The organism is Rhodococcus sp. P3_B8 (assembly GCF_056402775.1).
In genome coordinates this window covers 18,365-33,078 of record NZ_JBFUGT010000063.1, presented here as the reverse complement: position 1 = coordinate 33,078, position 14,714 = coordinate 18,365, and the positions used below count along the sequence as shown (strand labels likewise).

General features: G+C 67.8%; 16 protein-coding genes and 1 pseudogene. 13 read left to right on the top strand and 4 right to left on the bottom strand.

Annotated features, from left to right (window positions below):
- The first annotated feature begins 950 nt into the window (after positions 1 to 950).
- Complete coding sequence (locus AC1D1G_RS20695; protein ID WP_105414514.1) at positions 951 to 1,157, top strand: hypothetical protein; 207 nt, start codon at positions 951 to 953, stop codon at positions 1,155 to 1,157.
- Here the strand turns inward: AC1D1G_RS20695 and AC1D1G_RS20690 are convergent.
- The gene (locus AC1D1G_RS20690) at positions 1,123 to 1,482 is read right to left on the bottom strand and encodes a hypothetical protein (protein ID WP_477953504.1); all 360 of its coding nucleotides are present in this window, start codon (positions 1,480 to 1,482) and stop codon (positions 1,123 to 1,125) included. The genes AC1D1G_RS20695 and AC1D1G_RS20690 overlap by 35 nt on opposite strands.
- 21 nt (positions 1,483 to 1,503) lie before the next feature.
- Positions 1,504 to 1,919, bottom strand: a pseudogene (locus tag AC1D1G_RS20685) (class I SAM-dependent methyltransferase); the annotation flags it as partial.
- Positions 1,920 to 2,050: 131 nt separating this feature from the next.
- On the opposite strand from AC1D1G_RS20685, the gene AC1D1G_RS20680 reads away from it, so the two are divergent.
- The 4 genes from AC1D1G_RS20680 (at position 2,051) to AC1D1G_RS20665 (ending at position 6,260) form a co-directional block, all read left to right on the top strand.
- The gene (locus AC1D1G_RS20680; RefSeq protein WP_105414516.1) at positions 2,051 to 2,710 is read left to right on the top strand and encodes a TetR/AcrR family transcriptional regulator; all 660 of its coding nucleotides are present in this window, start codon (positions 2,051 to 2,053) and stop codon (positions 2,708 to 2,710) included.
- Between the two features lie 29 nt (positions 2,711 to 2,739).
- On the top strand, positions 2,740 to 3,933 hold the full coding sequence (locus tag AC1D1G_RS20675; RefSeq protein ID WP_317567504.1) for a hemerythrin domain-containing protein: 1,194 nt from the start codon (positions 2,740 to 2,742) through the stop codon (positions 3,931 to 3,933).
- 49 nt (positions 3,934 to 3,982) lie between these two features.
- Positions 3,983 to 5,071, top strand: a complete 1,089-nt coding sequence (locus tag AC1D1G_RS20670; protein ID WP_477953501.1) for a DUF2332 domain-containing protein — start codon at positions 3,983 to 3,985, stop codon at positions 5,069 to 5,071.
- A gap of 892 nt (positions 5,072 to 5,963) precedes the next feature.
- Complete coding sequence (locus tag AC1D1G_RS20665) at positions 5,964 to 6,260, top strand: MTH1187 family thiamine-binding protein (RefSeq protein ID WP_009479982.1); 297 nt, start codon at positions 5,964 to 5,966, stop codon at positions 6,258 to 6,260.
- 7 nt (positions 6,261 to 6,267) lie between these two features.
- Here AC1D1G_RS20665 and AC1D1G_RS20660 read toward each other — a convergent pair whose 3' ends face one another.
- Positions 6,268 to 7,230 carry a helix-turn-helix transcriptional regulator gene (locus AC1D1G_RS20660; protein WP_477953499.1) on the bottom strand — a complete coding sequence of 321 codons (963 nt, stop codon included), beginning with the start codon at positions 7,228 to 7,230 and terminating at the stop codon, positions 6,268 to 6,270.
- Positions 7,231 to 7,319: 89 nt separating this feature from the next.
- On the opposite strand from AC1D1G_RS20660, the gene AC1D1G_RS20655 reads away from it, so the two are divergent.
- The 4 genes from AC1D1G_RS20655 (at position 7,320) to AC1D1G_RS20640 (ending at position 10,287) form a co-directional block, all read left to right on the top strand.
- Positions 7,320 to 7,736 carry a VOC family protein gene (locus tag AC1D1G_RS20655; RefSeq protein WP_477953497.1) on the top strand — a complete coding sequence of 139 codons (417 nt, stop codon included), beginning with the start codon at positions 7,320 to 7,322 and terminating at the stop codon, positions 7,734 to 7,736.
- The gene (locus AC1D1G_RS20650; protein ID WP_283331972.1) at positions 7,736 to 8,341 is read left to right on the top strand and encodes a YdeI/OmpD-associated family protein; all 606 of its coding nucleotides are present in this window, start codon (positions 7,736 to 7,738) and stop codon (positions 8,339 to 8,341) included. Before AC1D1G_RS20655 ends, AC1D1G_RS20650 begins: the two co-directional genes overlap by 1 nt.
- 67 nt (positions 8,342 to 8,408) lie before the next feature.
- Positions 8,409 to 8,966 carry a DinB family protein gene (locus AC1D1G_RS20645; RefSeq protein ID WP_105414522.1) on the top strand — a complete coding sequence of 186 codons (558 nt, stop codon included), beginning with the start codon at positions 8,409 to 8,411 and terminating at the stop codon, positions 8,964 to 8,966.
- Between the two features lie 64 nt (positions 8,967 to 9,030).
- Positions 9,031 to 10,287 (top strand): serine hydrolase domain-containing protein, encoded by a 1,257-nt coding sequence (locus AC1D1G_RS20640; RefSeq protein WP_283353111.1) that lies wholly within the window; start codon positions 9,031 to 9,033, stop codon positions 10,285 to 10,287.
- Here AC1D1G_RS20640 and AC1D1G_RS20635 read toward each other — a convergent pair.
- Positions 10,284 to 10,679, bottom strand: a complete 396-nt coding sequence (locus AC1D1G_RS20635; RefSeq protein WP_280783255.1) for an SRPBCC family protein — start codon at positions 10,677 to 10,679, stop codon at positions 10,284 to 10,286. The genes AC1D1G_RS20640 and AC1D1G_RS20635 overlap by 4 nt on opposite strands.
- A gap of 156 nt (positions 10,680 to 10,835) precedes the next feature.
- On the opposite strand from AC1D1G_RS20635, the gene AC1D1G_RS20630 reads away from it, so the two are divergent.
- From AC1D1G_RS20630 to AC1D1G_RS20615, 4 genes are all read left to right on the top strand, one after another.
- Positions 10,836 to 11,519 carry a HemK2/MTQ2 family protein methyltransferase gene (locus AC1D1G_RS20630; protein WP_280783256.1) on the top strand — a complete coding sequence of 228 codons (684 nt, stop codon included), beginning with the start codon at positions 10,836 to 10,838 and terminating at the stop codon, positions 11,517 to 11,519.
- Between the two features lie 229 nt (positions 11,520 to 11,748).
- Complete coding sequence (locus AC1D1G_RS20625) at positions 11,749 to 13,095, top strand: M16 family metallopeptidase (RefSeq protein WP_283331952.1); 1,347 nt, start codon at positions 11,749 to 11,751, stop codon at positions 13,093 to 13,095.
- Between the two features lie 34 nt (positions 13,096 to 13,129).
- Positions 13,130 to 14,236 carry a zinc-binding dehydrogenase gene (locus AC1D1G_RS20620; protein ID WP_477953496.1) on the top strand — a complete coding sequence of 369 codons (1,107 nt, stop codon included), beginning with the start codon at positions 13,130 to 13,132 and terminating at the stop codon, positions 14,234 to 14,236.
- Between the two features lie 33 nt (positions 14,237 to 14,269).
- A complete protein-coding gene (locus AC1D1G_RS20615; RefSeq protein ID WP_477953494.1) occupies positions 14,270 to 14,710 on the top strand; it encodes a YdeI/OmpD-associated family protein in 441 nt (146 codons plus the stop codon).
- Positions 14,711 to 14,714: the final 4 nt, after the last annotated feature.

The following is a 14,714-nucleotide window of genomic DNA, read 5'->3' as shown; positions in this document are numbered from 1 at the left end:
GCCGGTCGCCGATCCGGCATCGACGCCCGGCACCCACGTTACAAAGAGACCTACCCAATTTCGGTTGGCCGTGTCCCYATCAGCGGTCCGTCGACGCCACCACACCCGGCGACACCACCCCCCGGATCATGCGAGAGACAGGGGCAAGGAGTCATACCGGGTCTGGCGACCGTAGCCCTTCTGTGAAGGACCGTGAATAAGGTAACGGGGGCCTGTCCAGGCGTGTGAGACCAGCCCGGGACTGCCTCGAGTGCGGTCGAGTTGTGGCGCCCGCCCGGTGCAACTCTCGAGACAGTTGAGAGGCGAGATGTAGTATCTCCCATAATTTGCCGATAACGATTGGTACGTCAACTACCTATCTGAACGTGAACTGTCCCAACAGCTTCCGTTCTCGGCGTTGCGCGAGCGTCTCGATAGCGGTCGGCCCATTTCTTGGCTGTTGCCGGTGAGCACTGGAACCGTTCGGAGGCACGGCGCAGCGGCCGATGTTCGTCGACGACGAGTCGGGCGAGGGCGGTGACCACACCGATACCCGAGGCCCTCGCCTACCTGCCACGCCGTTCACAACCTCCCTGGGAACTACATCTAGCGCAGCCGTTCGATCCCGATGAGTGCCATGCAGTCACGCTAGTGGTGCCCACATTCGTCTGCGCAGGCAAGAAGCCGCCGGCACCTGACGGTGTCAGCGGCTTCGCTTCCTTCCCAGGCGCGCTACGCAATGTAGGTCTGACCCGGTCGGGGGGTGACGGTGCCCGCCAGTGCGCCTCTCGGCAAGTGGTCGCTCGAAGCGACAAGTTTTCAATGTGACACCCGGGGCATTGGGGTCGAACACCGTCGAGTGTGTCAACGGTTCGCGGTGCAGCGGTATTCCCTTCCCTGACGGGCGGCTTCGAGAGGTGYGCTTCGGCTCGTCGGCGCGCAGACTGGAACCAGGAGGTCAGGAGGTTGTCATGCGATTATTGCGGGGCCTGCTCGACGTGGTGCTGGGCATTCTCACGGCTGTGCTCGGCACGGTGCTGGGCATTGTCGCGGCGGTCGTGTGGCTGGTCGGTGGGGTGCTCTGTGTGACGGTCATCCTGCTTCCTCTGGGCTTGCCCGTGGTGAGGCTCGCCCGCCGTCTCTTCACCCTCGCCAGGAAGCTGATGCACTTTCCCTGACGCGCAGCGTAAAGAAGATGAACGGTGCCTCACGGCTGAGCCGATCGAAGTGCTCGGGGGAGCGAGCGCGCACCGCCGCACAGGGTCGTGGCTCCGAAACGCGTTCGACGGTGAATCCTGCTGCGGTGAATGCGTCGAACATGGCGTGCAGCGGCCTGTGCCAGAACTTCATGTGGAAGGTCTCGCCGGACTTCACCCATTCCTCGGTGAACTCGTACGTTCCGAGATAGTCGCCCTCCCCGGCAAGCCTGAAGTCGACGAACGGGTGATGGGTCGAGATGACGCCGCACCCGCCTGGCACGAGTACCCGGCGAAACTCGGTCAACGGTCTCGACCAATCGTGGACGTAGTGCATGACCAACGAGGCGACGACGACATCGAAGGTCGATGACCGGATGGGCAACTGCTGGTTGAGGTCCGCCCGGATCAACGGCACGTCGGGCCGAGGCGCGTCCGGGCGATCGCGAGCAGACCCGTGCTGAGATCGACGCCGGTGACGGCAGCACCAGCGGCGGCGAGTGCGCGTGAGAGCGCACCGCTGCCGCACCCCGCATCCAGTACTTTCCGGCCTCCGACGTCTCCGACCAGCGCCAATGTCGCGGGTCGTTCGTGCAGGGCGTTGTACACGTTGTTCTCGATACCGGCGTCATACGCCGACGCGTACGTGTCGTAGTCGTTGAAGGTTGCCTCGATCTGATCATTGCGGATCGGAGTGGCCGCTGCGCCCCCACCGTCGCGGCAACTCTGGTTCCGCCCGGGCATCTCGCAATTCCAGCGGACTGAGACACTTCGCCAGTCCCATCTCGGCGAACGTGTCCGGACTCGGGCGGGACCTCCCGGAAATCGCTGGAACAGCATTGTATTGAAAACCTGCACGTTCTAGAATTGGGGGTATGGCGACGGTCGACTACGACTCGGCGGAGCCGGGCGGATCCGGGACCCGCCGTTACCGCTCTCCGCTGCGTCGGATGCAGGCAGCTCAGACGCGGGCGGTCGTACTGCAGGCCGCCACCCGGCTGTTCGCCGAGCACGGCTGGGTCGGCACCGGCATGAGGGATGTCGCGCGGGCCTCGGCGGTCTCCGTCGAAACGGTCTACACGACGTTCGGATCCAAAGCCCACCTGTTGAAGGCGGCGCTCGAGGTCGCCATCGTCGGCGACGACGCACAGGTGCCGTTGGCCGACCGGCCCGTCTACACGGCGATCGGTACGGGGCGCACGACCGGCGACCGCATCGAGATGGGATCGCGCATGATCGCCAGGATCAACGAGCGCATCTACCGCCTGGCCGTGGCGATCCGTCAGGGGGCGACGGCGGATGCCACGCTCGCAGCGGTGGCAGCCGACCTGGAGGGGCAGCGCAGGCGTTCGGTCGCCGACGTCGCACACCTCATCACGGGCCATCACGCCGATGCTGGTCAGGTCGACGAACTGTGGGTCCAGACCGGCGACCAGGTCTACGCCCTGCTCGTGGACGAATGCGGTTGGAGTCGCGACCGTTACGAGTCATGGTTGATCGACCGCATCGAAGAAATCCTCGACCGCCCGGTGTGACACACGGGCGCTTTTGTTTGGAGTAGGTCATGACAACCGACACTCTGCCTCCTGCCGACACTCGTATCATGCGCATCGTTCACAGCGCACTGCGCCGCGATATCGCCCGCGCCTCTCAGGTGCTGCGCACAACACCTCCGCCCGCGCGGACCCAGCGGGTCGCACTCGCCGATCACCTCGTGTGGATGATGCATTTCCTGCACCTGCACCACAGCGGCGAGGACCGTGGGCTATGGCCGCTGGTCCGCGAGTTGAACCCGGCCGCCGGAGCACTGCTCGACGTGATGGACGCCGACCATGCGCGAATCGGCCCCGAGATGGAGCGGGTCACCGCCGCGGCAGCCGAATACCGTGCGCATCCGGCTGCCCGAGAAGACCTTTCGCGTTCCCTCACCGTTCTCGAACAGGTTCTGCTGCCGCATCTGCAGCGCGAAGAGGACGAGATGATGCCGATCGTCGCCCGCACCCTGACCCGTCGTCAGTGGGACGACGTGGAGCAGCAGGTGTTCATCGCCTCGAAGACCAAGCGGGCGCTGGGCATCGAAGCTCACTGGATCGTCGACGGTGTCGACCGGGAAGATTACGACGTCACCGTCCGCAAAGTCGATCCGGCCACCCGGTTCATGCTGATCCATGCGTTCAAACGACCATATCGGCGGGCGTGCGCCGCCCGGTGGGGCGCCGACCTCGACGTGAGCCCCCGGCTCCACCAGCCACCCCGCACCGACGGCTCGGCAGAATTGTGGATCGACGCCCCGGCTCGGCAGCTGTACGACGCGGTCGCCGACGTCACCCGAATCAGCGAACGCAGCCCCGAGTGCCGCAGCTGCGCGTGGCTACCGGGACGGCCGCCGGGGACCGTGGGCGCCCGATTCCGGGGGCACAACCGTGCACATCACATGCGCTGGTCCCGGGTCTGCGAGGTGACCGCCGCCGAGCCGGGCAGGATGTTCGCATTCCGCACGGTGTCGGATCGGCGCAACCCGCTGTACCACGACTCGACCACGTGGTCATACATCTTCCGAGCGGATGGCGACGGGACCCGGGTGACGCATTCGTATCGGATCGACGTACTGCCGTACCGCCCGCTGCTCTCGCTCTACTCACGCCTGCAGCCACAGCACCGGGACATGCGGCCGCAGATGCGGGAGAATCTGGAGGCGCTGCGGCGGCAGGCGCGCGCCGGTGCGCTTACCGGGTCGCCGCTGCCCCGAACGGCGTGATCTCCTGTCACGTTGGAGTGCTCGCCATTAGAATCAGCGTCGATGTCAGGTGACCGCAGGAAGCGCTGCATTCGTGGGTAGGGCCCGCACACTCGCTCAGGTGTACCGACACTTCGGTGAGGTCGATGCCGCCGAAAGGTCACCGCTGTACGGGCGCGTCGCCGTCGCACTGAGTGAGTCCGACGAGGCGCTGCGCGCCATCGAGGCGGCCCCGGCGCGCAAGCGACACCCCACGGTGATTCTCGCCGCGCTGCACGACCTCGCCCTCGCCGGTCGCGCTCCGGGGCTTGCCTCGGCCTATGCCGCTACGGACGGCGACGCTGCTGCCGACGCGGCGGTCGACACCCTGCTGCGGATGACCGACTCGGTCGTGGCTCTCGCCGTGCGCCGGAAGACGCGGCCCGACGAGACCGGACGCTCCACCGTGCTGTATCCGGCCATTGCCGAGGCGGCGCGCCGGTTCGGCGCGAATGCGGTGGGGCTGATCGACGTGGGCTGTTCGGCTGGGCTCAACCTCAATGTCGACCGTGTGGGCATCACGTACAGCAACGGACAGTCGTTGGGCGACCCGTCCTCTCCCGTGCAGCTGTCGGCTTCGATCGTGGGAGACCGGCCCGTCCCGGCGCGAGTGATGCCCGAGGTCGTCACCCGGATCGGCGTCGACCTCGATCCCGTCGACGTGACCGACGCGGACGAGGCCCGATGGTTGCGCGCCTGCCTGGGGCCGGATCAGCCCGAGCGGATCGCGAGGCTCGACGCGGAGATGGCGTTGGCGGCGACGGCCCCTCCGCTGCTGCTGCAAGGCGACGCCGTCGAGGTGATGCCCGACGCCGTCGCCCKGGTGCCCGCGGACGCCCTGCCTGTCGTCACCACGACGTGGGCGCTGTCGCGCTTCCGGGGCGAGAGTCGCCTGCGCTTCCTGGACCGCCTCGACGAAGCGGCAGCCGGCCGGCCGGTGGCGTGGGTGTCAGTGGAGGGAGTCGGAGTCGCACCGACGATACCCACGCTCGGCGATCGCCACGCCTCTGGGCACAGCCTCATCGGCCTGGCCGTGTTCGACCGGTCGGCTCGGCCCGCCGAGGCTATCGGCCGCTGTTGGTCGCGGGGCCGCGTGCTGGCGTGGCTGGCAGACTCCTGACGAACCGGACATCCCTTGAAACTGAATGATGTTGCCGCTGTGCGGGATTGTCGGGTGTGGGTCGTTTTCTCCCGAGGCCGGCGAATTCACTCGCTGTGATCTGCAGGTGGGGCGTCGGTTGCGTCAGTGTTGCGGTGAGTCAGGCTGTGGTCGGCCAGGGTCGGGCGGGTGTCGGAGGATGCGGATTTTGTGGTTTCGCCGCTGTCGCAGCTGCGCGCTTCGCCGGAGACTTGTTGCTCCCAGTACGCATCCGATCGTGCCCGTGATGCCCACGGAACTCCCATGCGATGTCCTCTCTGTGCGGGTGGCTGGAGGAGATCGCTCTTCCTGTCACGTAGATCACGCGGATGGCGGCTTGTCTCACCATCGCCGAGCCTCACGGGTGTATTTCCTTTGTACGCCTCGGCAGTGAGGTCTGTCGTACCCGGCGGACCGGGTCGGTGACCTGTGCAGCTCGGGTATCGGGCGAGTGGGAAGCATCAGCCGGCGCGCCCTGGCCCACGTTCGTTGCCTTATCCGGACATACGGGGTAGACCTGAGGTACGGAGCCACGGCAGACCAAGGTCGGACCGGAAGAGAAGATTCCACCTCTCGGTCGTGGCGCCCAGCACGAGTTGTAGGCACCCACGCACAAGCACAGCCCACTATCTGGGCTCAGCGCGGTGGGCTTGCGTCAGGCGGGGGGATGTCTGACGCCGAGGCCACATTTCACCCCGCGCAACCATGCAGCTTGGTAACCAGACGTTCGTGCTCGCGGGCGGCGCCCCCTGATCAGGGACGCCGCCCGACGTGTGTTTGTGGTACGACCTGTTCGGGCGGGCGATCGGGGTGCAGCGGAAGCCTGGAAGAGGTGATTCGATGATGGTCGTCTATTCCCGGAGAAGGAGAGCACATGCTGGTGGCATTCAGCGTCAGCCCGATGGGCGGGGACTCCGACAGCGTCGGTGCCGCGGTCGCCGCGGCCGTGCGGGTGGTCCGCGAATCCGGACTGTCCAACGAGACCACGTCGATGTTCACCACCGTCGAGGGTGAGTGGGACGAGGTGATGGCCGTCGTGAAGCGTGCAACGGACGTTCTGCTGGAACAGTTTCCGCGGGTCAGTCTGGTTCTCAAAGCGGATATCCGGCCGGGTCGAAGCGATCAGCTGCGAGCGAAGGTCGAGACGGTGGAGCGCTACCTGACCGACTGAGGCTCGGTCATCCGCCCTCACCATGTTCGCCGGCATAGTGGTGGGCGAGTTCCGTGCCGATCCGGGCCAGCTCGGCCCGGACCGATCGAGGTTCGAGCACCTCGACCATCGAGCCCCAGCCGGCGAGGTTCCGGGCGATGTCCAACGGGGTCGGTGCGGCGAGACGGACCCGGGCGCGACCGTCGTCGTCCTCACCGTCGCGGTGGCAGTGCCGCCCGAAGTGATCGCGCAGGATCGGCACGAACCTGGCGTCGATGAGCACGCTCGCCCACGTCGTCGAACGCCGCTGTTCCACCTCGCCGACCACCTCTTCCCACGCCGCGGCGAGTGTGAAGTCGTCGGGGCGCTCGGCGGGCTGCTCCGTCGATTCGGCGTGGACGATCCGGTCGACCCGGAAGGTCCGCTGTCCCCGTTCGGTCCCGGCCAGGAGATACCAGATGTCGTCCTTGTCGACGAGACCCCACGGGTCGACGAGCCGCTCGGACCGTTGTCGGGCGCTGTTCGTGTACGTCAGGCGCACTTTCCGGCGCCGGATCACGGCGGCCTGCAGCAGGTCGACCATCTCGGGCCTGCGGCGATCGCGTTCGCCCCACCGGGTGGGATCGATCATGGAGGCAGTGGCGGCGGCCTCGGCATCGGCCCGGAAGGTCTGCGGCAGCGCCCGCACGAGTTTGCGCAGCGCGGCCTTGGCCTCGCCCGAGACGGCGGCCGCGGGGCCGACCAGAAGGAACAGCGCCTGCGCCTCCGTCGCGGACAACCCGCTGAGGTCGGTGCGAGCGCCACCCACGAGCGACCACCCGCCGCCACGCCCGGACTGCGGGTACACCGGGATCCCCGCAGCGGACAGCGCTTCCAGGTCGCGGCGAGCAGTCGCGACGGACACCTCCAGTTCGTCCGCCACCTCGGCGGCGGTCACTCGACCCCGGGACTGCATCAGCAGGAGGGTGGCGACGAGTCTGTCAGCGCGCATGTCCTCAGTTTCCCGCAGAAAGTGCTCAATTGGTGAGCACTTTGGGTTGGAGGATGAATGTTGTCACCGACCGAGGAAGGGAATCACCCATGTTGCGAGGACTCACCACCGTCAACTTCTACGCCGACGACCTCACGGCCGCCCAGGCCTGGTACACCGAACTGCTCGGAGTCGAGCCGTATTTCGTGCGCGCGGTGGCGGGGGCACCCGCCTACATCGAGTTCCGGCTCGGCGACTACCAGCACGAACTCGGCATCATCGTCAGCCGATTCGCGACGCCCGACCGGTCACGCGGTGTCGAGAACACGATGACCTACTGGCACGTCGACGATCTGGACGCGAGCGTCGAGCGGCTGCTGTCGCTAGGTGCCACCCTGCACGGAAAGCCGATCGAACACGGGCCCGGATTCGTCACCGCATCCGTGGCCGACCCGTTCGGAAACATCCTCGGCGTGATGTTCAACCAGCACTACCTGGACATTCTGGCTGCGAAGGCAGGCGCGTGATGGACACCCACGACGTGAACACCGTCGTCGCTCGCACGACCGCGCAGTGGCGTGCCTGGCTTTCGGAGAACTGCCGGTCCGAGACGGAGGTCTGGCTGATCATCCACCACAAGGACAGCGGAACGCCGAGCGTGCGCTACCACGAGGCGATCGAGCAGGCCCTGTGCTTCGGGTGGATCGACGGCCTGCACCGCAGACGTGACGCCGACAGTTCTGCACTGCGTTTCACGCCGCGGACCCCGCGCAGCACCTGGAGCCGGGTGAACCGGCAGCGCGCGGCGGAGATGATCGAGCAGGGACTGATGACCGAGCACGGTTACGCCGCCATCGATCTGGCCAAGGCCAAGGGGACCTGGGAGAACACGGCGAACGGGGACAGCGCGACCATCCCTGGCGATCTGCAGGAAGCGTTTGGGCGACACGACGCCGCGCGCGCGAACTTCGACAAGTTTCCGCCGTCTTCGACCCGGTTGATCCTGGAGTGGATAGCGTCAGCCAGGAAGCCGGACACGAGGCAGCGGCGGATCGAGCGGACGGTCACGCTGGCGGCGATGAACCTCCGGGCCAATCATCCGGGGGTCCGGGTCCCGGACGGTGTGCGGTAGCCGTCTCGAGACCGGTGTCCCGATCGGAGACAGGGAGAATCGGAGACAGGACGAGGGGAGACACGACATGGACTGGCCGCGCGAACTCGCCGACCAGCTCGGCTGGCACTGGGAGCAGCAGTTGCGTCCCCGGCTGGAGGGACTGTCCGACGAGGAGTATTTCTGGGAACCCGCGCCGGACGGCTGGAGTGTGCGCCCGCGCGGGCAGTCGCAGGCGCCGGTCCAGGCCGGAAGTGGCGCGTTCACCATCGACTTCGCCTTTCCCGAACCGGACCCGCCACCGGTCACCACCATCGCGTGGCGGCTCGGGCATCTCGTCGTCGGCGTCTTCGGGATGCGGATCGCCAGTCACTTCGGCGGGCCGCCCGTCGACTATCAGACGTTCGAGTACGCCGGCACCGCGGCGGAGGCGCTCGCGCAACTCGACGAGAACTATGCGGCCTGGTCTGCAGGTGTCCGGAGCCTCGGCGTCGAGGGGTTCGCCCGGCCGTGCGGCGCCAGCGAGGGAGCGTTCGCGGACTATCCGATGGCGGCGTTGGTGTTGCACATCAACCGGGAGGTCATCCATCACGGCGCCGAGGTGGCGCTGTTGCGCGATCTCTATCTGCGCCGCCCGATTTCCTGACCGGAATCCCGGCCGGCTCCACGGGTTTCACTCCCGGGGCCGACCGGATCTGCCAAGCTCGGGTATGCCACCGACTCGGCGGGTTCTCCTGTTGACGTGCGTCCTCGCTCTCCTGGCCGCGTGCACTGCGAACACCTCGTCCCCCGATTCCTCCTCCGCGGACGCGAGCAACGGTTCTGCCGTCTCGTCGGCCGATCCGGCGCAGGCCGACGCCGTGATGAAGATCGTGCGCGACACCATGGCGGAGAGTCACCTGAAGGCGGTGATCGTGCGTGTCACCGTCGACGGCAAGGAGATCGTCACCCAGGCGCTCGGCGAGTCGATGACCGGAGTGCCCGCCACCACCGACATGCACTTCCGCAACGGCGCGGTCGCCATCTCCTACGTGTCCACGCTGCTGCTCCAGCTCGTCGACGAGAAGAAGGTGAGTCTCGACGACACGGTGTCGAAGTGGCTGCCCGACATTCCGCACGCCGACCGCGTGACCCTCCGCCAGCTCGCCCAGATGACCTCGGGCTACGTCGACTACGTCATCGGCAACACCGAATTCGACCGCGCCCTCTACGCGGCGCCATTCCGTAACTGGACGCCTGAGGAACTCCTGGCATTCGCCACGCCCAAGCCTCTGCTCTACGAACCCGGGACCAACTGGAACTACGCCCACACCAACTACGTCATCCTCGGGTTGGCTCTCGAGAAGATCACCGGTCAGCCGATGACAGACCTCATGCAGGACAAGGTGCTCGGTCCGCTCGGCCTCGACGACACCACGGATCCGGGGACGGCGGCGATCCCCGAACCCGTCCTGCACGCGTTCTCGTCCGAGCGGCGCGAGGCCCTGCAGATCCCGCCCGGTGCACCGTTCTACGAGGAATCCACGTATTGGAATCCGTCCTGGACCATCACCCACGGCGCCGTCCAGACCACGAACATCTACGACCTCCACGACACGGCCGTCGCCATCGGCACGGGTGAACTACTGTCGGCCGAATCCTACGAGGCCATGGTGTCGACGGACCTGCGCGGCAAGACGACCGCGCTGCCCGGCTGCACCACCTGCTTCCCGCAGTCGGAGGACTACACCTACGGGCTCGGACTGCCGATCGTGGGCAACTGGCTGATGCAGAACCCGCTGTTCAGCGGATCCGCGGCGGTCGAGGCCTATCTGCCTTCGCAGAAGATCGCCGTCGCCGTCGCCGTCACGTACGAGCCGGCCGCCTTCGACGACACGGGGGCCTACAAGAACGAGGCCGACAGGCTGTTCCGGAAGATCGGCGCACAACTCGCTCCGACCGACGCGCCGCCGATGGCGGTCGGCTAGCGTTCACCCGCGACGCGGGCGAGGCGACGGACGAGAGTACGCACCACCGGGCCGTAGGTGACCGCGAGTGCGGAGTCGAGAGGTCCGGGAGCGGACATCGTCATCGTGATCCGCGAGCCGGCACCGTGGGGCTCGACGGCGTGATCGAGCGTCATCGGTCCCACCCGCCAGGTCCAGGAACGTCCCGGTGTCTTGGCCGAGATCGATGCGGGAACAGGCACGATCCAGAGCAGTCGCGCCGCTCCGCGCCGGCCGGCCTGAACCTCGGGGGACCCGAGACCCCACGCGCCGCGGAGGTGTGGCGCCCACTCGGGCCAGCGCGAGGGCCGGGAGACGAGCGCCCACGCGACGTCCACCGAGGCGTCGGAATCAGCTGAGAAGGAATGCGGCACGGGGGAGGAATACCCGGTTTCGACCCCGGCAGACACCGCAGATGCGGCTCGGGAAGTGGTCGGAGGTGAACACCGGGTGAATTGGCCCGTGTCGAGTTGCATGTAACTCGGGGTGCTGGCCACGCTGKGAGGGAACGGCGAGGGAGGGAGCCGATCATGCTCGTTCGTCTACCCGGGGTGTATCGGCCCCAGCGTGACACCTGGCTGCTCGCCGAGGTGCTGGCGGCCCGGGATCTCGGACCGGGCTCGCGGGTGCTCGATCTCTGCTGTGGCACGGGGGTGTTGAGCGTCGAGGCCTGCGCGGCGGGGGCGGGGTGGGTGACGGCGGTCGACGTGTCGCGCCGGGCCGCGATCAGTACCTGGCTCAACGCCAAACTGCACCGCCGGACGATCCGCGTCGTGCGGGGCGACCTGGTGGACTCCGTCCGGACTCTTCGCTTCGACGTGGTCGTGGCCAACCCGCCCTACGCGCCTGCGACGAACGACGGCAGACCGGGCCGGGTACTCGCGCGGGCCTGGGATGCGGGCGTCGACGGGCGCGCCGTGCTCGATCGGATCTGCAGCGAAACCCCCGACCTTCTCGCTCCCGGCGGCACCCTGCTCCTCGTCCAGTCGACGCTCAACGGGGTGGACAAGACACGGGCGATGCTGGAGGAGCGGGGACTGCGGGTGGACGTGGTCGCGTCGGAGGACGTGCCGTTCGGTCCCGCCCTCTCGTCCCGCACGAGGATGCTGGAGGCGCGGGAGATGATCCGGCCGGGCCAGCGCACCGAGCGCATCGCGGTGCTCACGGCGACCGACCTCCGGTCTTGCGACCCCCCACGCCGACCCGGACTCTGACCGGCATCGAACTGTTCTTGCCACGGCACTGGTGAGTGGTTCACGTGGTTCGTCGCAACCGGGACACAATTGCCGAGGATCGTGTTGTTCGCGCCGTGGCCGTCCTCAGGAACAGCGAGCTGATCGGGCTCACAACCACATCGCCGAGGCTGGTGAGGGACGGCCGGGTGCCGCGTGTAAAGTTTGCCGTTCGACGACGCCCAGCTTTCGAGGACTGCTGAACCACTACATGGCCAAGATCGATCGCAGCCGCACTGCCGCACTGACCCAAGCGCCGACCCTCCACGAGCCGGATGCCGGCGTCCGGCGCACCGTGCTCCCCGGCGGGCTCCGGGTGGTCACCGAATACGTTCCCGGTGTCCGATCCGCGTCCGTCGGCGTCTGGGTGGGTGTCGGATCACGCGACGAGCAGCCCACCGTCGCCGGGGCGGCGCACTTCCTCGAGCACCTCCTGTTCAAGGCCACGCCGTCGCGCAGCGCCCTCGACATCGCGCAGGTGATGGACGGCGTCGGCGGGGAGCTCAACGCGTTCACGTCCAAGGAACACACCTGCTTCTACGCGCACGTGCTCGACGACGACCTGCCCCTCGCGATCGACCTCGTCAGTGACGTCGTCCTGCGGGGCCGCTGCCGGTCCGCCGACGTCGACGTGGAACGCCAGGTGGTCCTCGAAGAGATCTCGATGCGCGACGACGACCCGGAAGACCTCCTCGGCGACGCGTTCCTGACCGCGCTCTACGGCGACCATCCCGTCGGCAGGCCCGTCATCGGCAGCGTCGAATCCATCGAATCGATGACCCGCACCCAACTCCACTCCTTCCACGTGCGGCGCTACACGCCACCGCGCATGGTGGTGGCCGTCGCCGGCAACGTGGAGCACGAACCGACGGTCGAGCTGGTCCGGCGCGCGTTCGCCGGGCACCTCGACTCGGCGTCCGAACCCGCCCCGCGACGCGCAGGCACCCTGCGCCTGCGGACGGGGCCGACCCTCAGCCTGACCAACAGGGACAGCGAACAGGTCCACCTCTCCCTCGGGGTGCGCGCGTTCGGGCGGCACGAGTCACACCGCTGGGCGCTGTCGGTGCTCAACGCCGCGGTCGGTGGCGGTCTCAGTTCCCGGCTCTTCCAGGAGGTGCGGGAGATCCGCGGCCTGGCGTATTCGGTGTACTCGGGCATCGACACGTTCTCCGATACCGGTGCGTTCTCGATCTACGCCGGGTGCCAGCCCGAGAACCTCGGCGAGGTCACCACGGTGATCCGGGAGGTGCTGTCGAACGTGGCCGCCGAGGGCATCACCGACGCCGAGTGCGCCCGCGCCAAGGGATCGCTGCGGGGCGGACTTGTTCTGGGACTGGAGGATTCGGGATCCCGGATGCACCGCATCGGCCGAAGTGAGCTCAACTACGGCAATCACCGCAGCATCACCGAAACCCTGAGCAAGATCGACGCAGTCACCACCGACGAGGTGCGCGACGTCGCGCGAGTGCTGCTGCAACGCCCGTTCGGCGCCGCCGTCGTCGGACCGTATCGTCGCAAGCGTGACCTGCCGGCCTCGGTGCGCGGCATCGTGCGGTAACGAGGATTCGCCGAAACCAGAGGAGAAGCCCGAGATGAAGATCCGTGGAGCGGTACTCGAGGAGATCGGGAGAACCCGCCCGTTCGCCGAGTCGGCGCCGATCTCGATCTCCGAACTCGACCTCGACGAGCCCGGTGAGGGCGAGATCCTCGTCCAGATCGAGGCGGCGGGCCTATGCCATTCCGACCTGTCCGTCGTCGACGGCAACCGGGTGCGCCCGGTCCCGATGCTGCTCGGGCACGAGGCTGCGGGGCGGATCACGCAACTCGGAGCCGGAGTCGACGACGTCACGGTCAGACAGCGCGTCGTGATGACGTTCCTCCCTCGCTGCGGGGAGTGCGAGGGCTGCGCCACCGACGGCCGGATGCCGTGCGTGCCCGGCACCGGTGCCAACAACGACGGAACCCTGCTCGACGGGGGAGCGCGACTGCACCGCGGCGGCGACACCGTGCACCACCACCTCGGGGTGTCCGGATTCGCAACGCACGCGGTCGTCAACCGCCGCTCGGTCGTTCCCGTCGCCGACGACGTCCCCGCCGATGTGGCGGCCGTGCTCGGATGCGCCGTCCTCACCGGCGGCGGTGCCGTCCTCAACGCGGGCGATCCGCAACCCGGCCAGGCCGTGATGGTCGTCGGGYTCGGTGGAGTGGGGATGGCCGCGATCCTGACGGCGGTCTCGCGGGGTGCCGGCGAGGTCATCGGCGTCGATGCCGTTCCCGAGAAGCTGCAGACCGCACGCGAACTCGGCGCGACGGCCGTCTACACCCCGGCGGAGCTCGAGGAAGCCGGTGTCCGGGCACCCATCGTCATCGAGGCGGCCGGCAACGCGCGCGCATTCGAGTCGGCTGTGCGCGCGACCGCTCCCGGTGGCAAGACGATCACCGTCGGTTTGCCGTCCCCCGACGCGCGGTCGTCGATCTCCCCGCTCACCCTGGTGGCCGAGGCCCGCACCATCATCGGCAGCTACCTCGGGTCGGCGGTGCCGTCGCGGGACATCCCGATCTACGAGGACCTCTGGCGCGCCGGGAAGCTTCCGGTGGAGAAACTCATCTCCTCCCGCATCACGCTCGACGACATCAACCGCGGCATGGACGAACTCGCCGACGGCAAGGCGATCCGGCAGATCATCGTGTTCGACTGACCCGGCGGGCCGGTCGCGGGCAGAATTCTGCCCATGAGGTTTCGCACCACCATCGAGCTCGGCGGCAAGACCGCGACCGGTTTCCGGATCCCCGAGGACGTCGTCGCGGAACTGGGATCGGGTAGGCGTCCCGCGGTCCGGGTCACGATCGGCGGTCACACCTACCGCACCACGGTCGCGCCGATGGGTGGCGTGTTCATGATTCCGCTCAGTGCCGAGAACCGGGCAGGTGCGGGAGTCGCGGCAGGCGACGAGGTGGACGTCGACGTCGAACTCGACACCGAACCCAGGGTCGTCACGGTTCCACCCGACTTCGCCGAGGCGCTCGACCGGCAACCGGACGCGAGAAGGGCGTTCGACGCACTGTCGTACAGCAACCAGCGGCGGCACGTGCTGTCGATCGAGGGGGCCAAGACGGACGAGACCCGGCAACGCCGGATCGGCAAGGCCGTGGACGCGCTGCGGCAGGGCTGAGGCC

Coding starts and splice junctions, on each gene's coding strand:
- AC1D1G_RS20640 (WP_283353111.1), top strand. CDS start 9,031: ATGCCACCGACTCGGCGGGTTCTCCTGTTGACGTGCGTCCTCGCTCTC.
- AC1D1G_RS20665 (WP_009479982.1), top strand. CDS start 5,964: ATGCTGGTGGCATTCAGCGTCAGCCCGATGGGCGGGGACTCCGACAGC.
- AC1D1G_RS20650 (WP_283331972.1), top strand. CDS start 7,736: ATGGACACCCACGACGTGAACACCGTCGTCGCTCGCACGACCGCGCAG.
- AC1D1G_RS20645 (WP_105414522.1), top strand. CDS start 8,409: ATGGACTGGCCGCGCGAACTCGCCGACCAGCTCGGCTGGCACTGGGAG.
- AC1D1G_RS20625 (WP_283331952.1), top strand. CDS start 11,749: ATGGCCAAGATCGATCGCAGCCGCACTGCCGCACTGACCCAAGCGCCG.
- AC1D1G_RS20660 (WP_477953499.1), bottom strand. CDS start 7,230: ATGCGCGCTGACAGACTCGTCGCCACCCTCCTGCTGATGCAGTCCCGG.
- AC1D1G_RS20630 (WP_280783256.1), top strand. CDS start 10,836: ATGCTCGTTCGTCTACCCGGGGTGTATCGGCCCCAGCGTGACACCTGG.
- AC1D1G_RS20695 (WP_105414514.1), top strand. CDS start 951: ATGCGATTATTGCGGGGCCTGCTCGACGTGGTGCTGGGCATTCTCACG.
- AC1D1G_RS20615 (WP_477953494.1), top strand. CDS start 14,270: ATGAGGTTTCGCACCACCATCGAGCTCGGCGGCAAGACCGCGACCGGT.
- AC1D1G_RS20655 (WP_477953497.1), top strand. CDS start 7,320: ATGTTGCGAGGACTCACCACCGTCAACTTCTACGCCGACGACCTCACG.
- AC1D1G_RS20675 (WP_317567504.1), top strand. CDS start 2,740: ATGACAACCGACACTCTGCCTCCTGCCGACACTCGTATCATGCGCATC.
- AC1D1G_RS20680 (WP_105414516.1), top strand. CDS start 2,051: ATGGCGACGGTCGACTACGACTCGGCGGAGCCGGGCGGATCCGGGACC.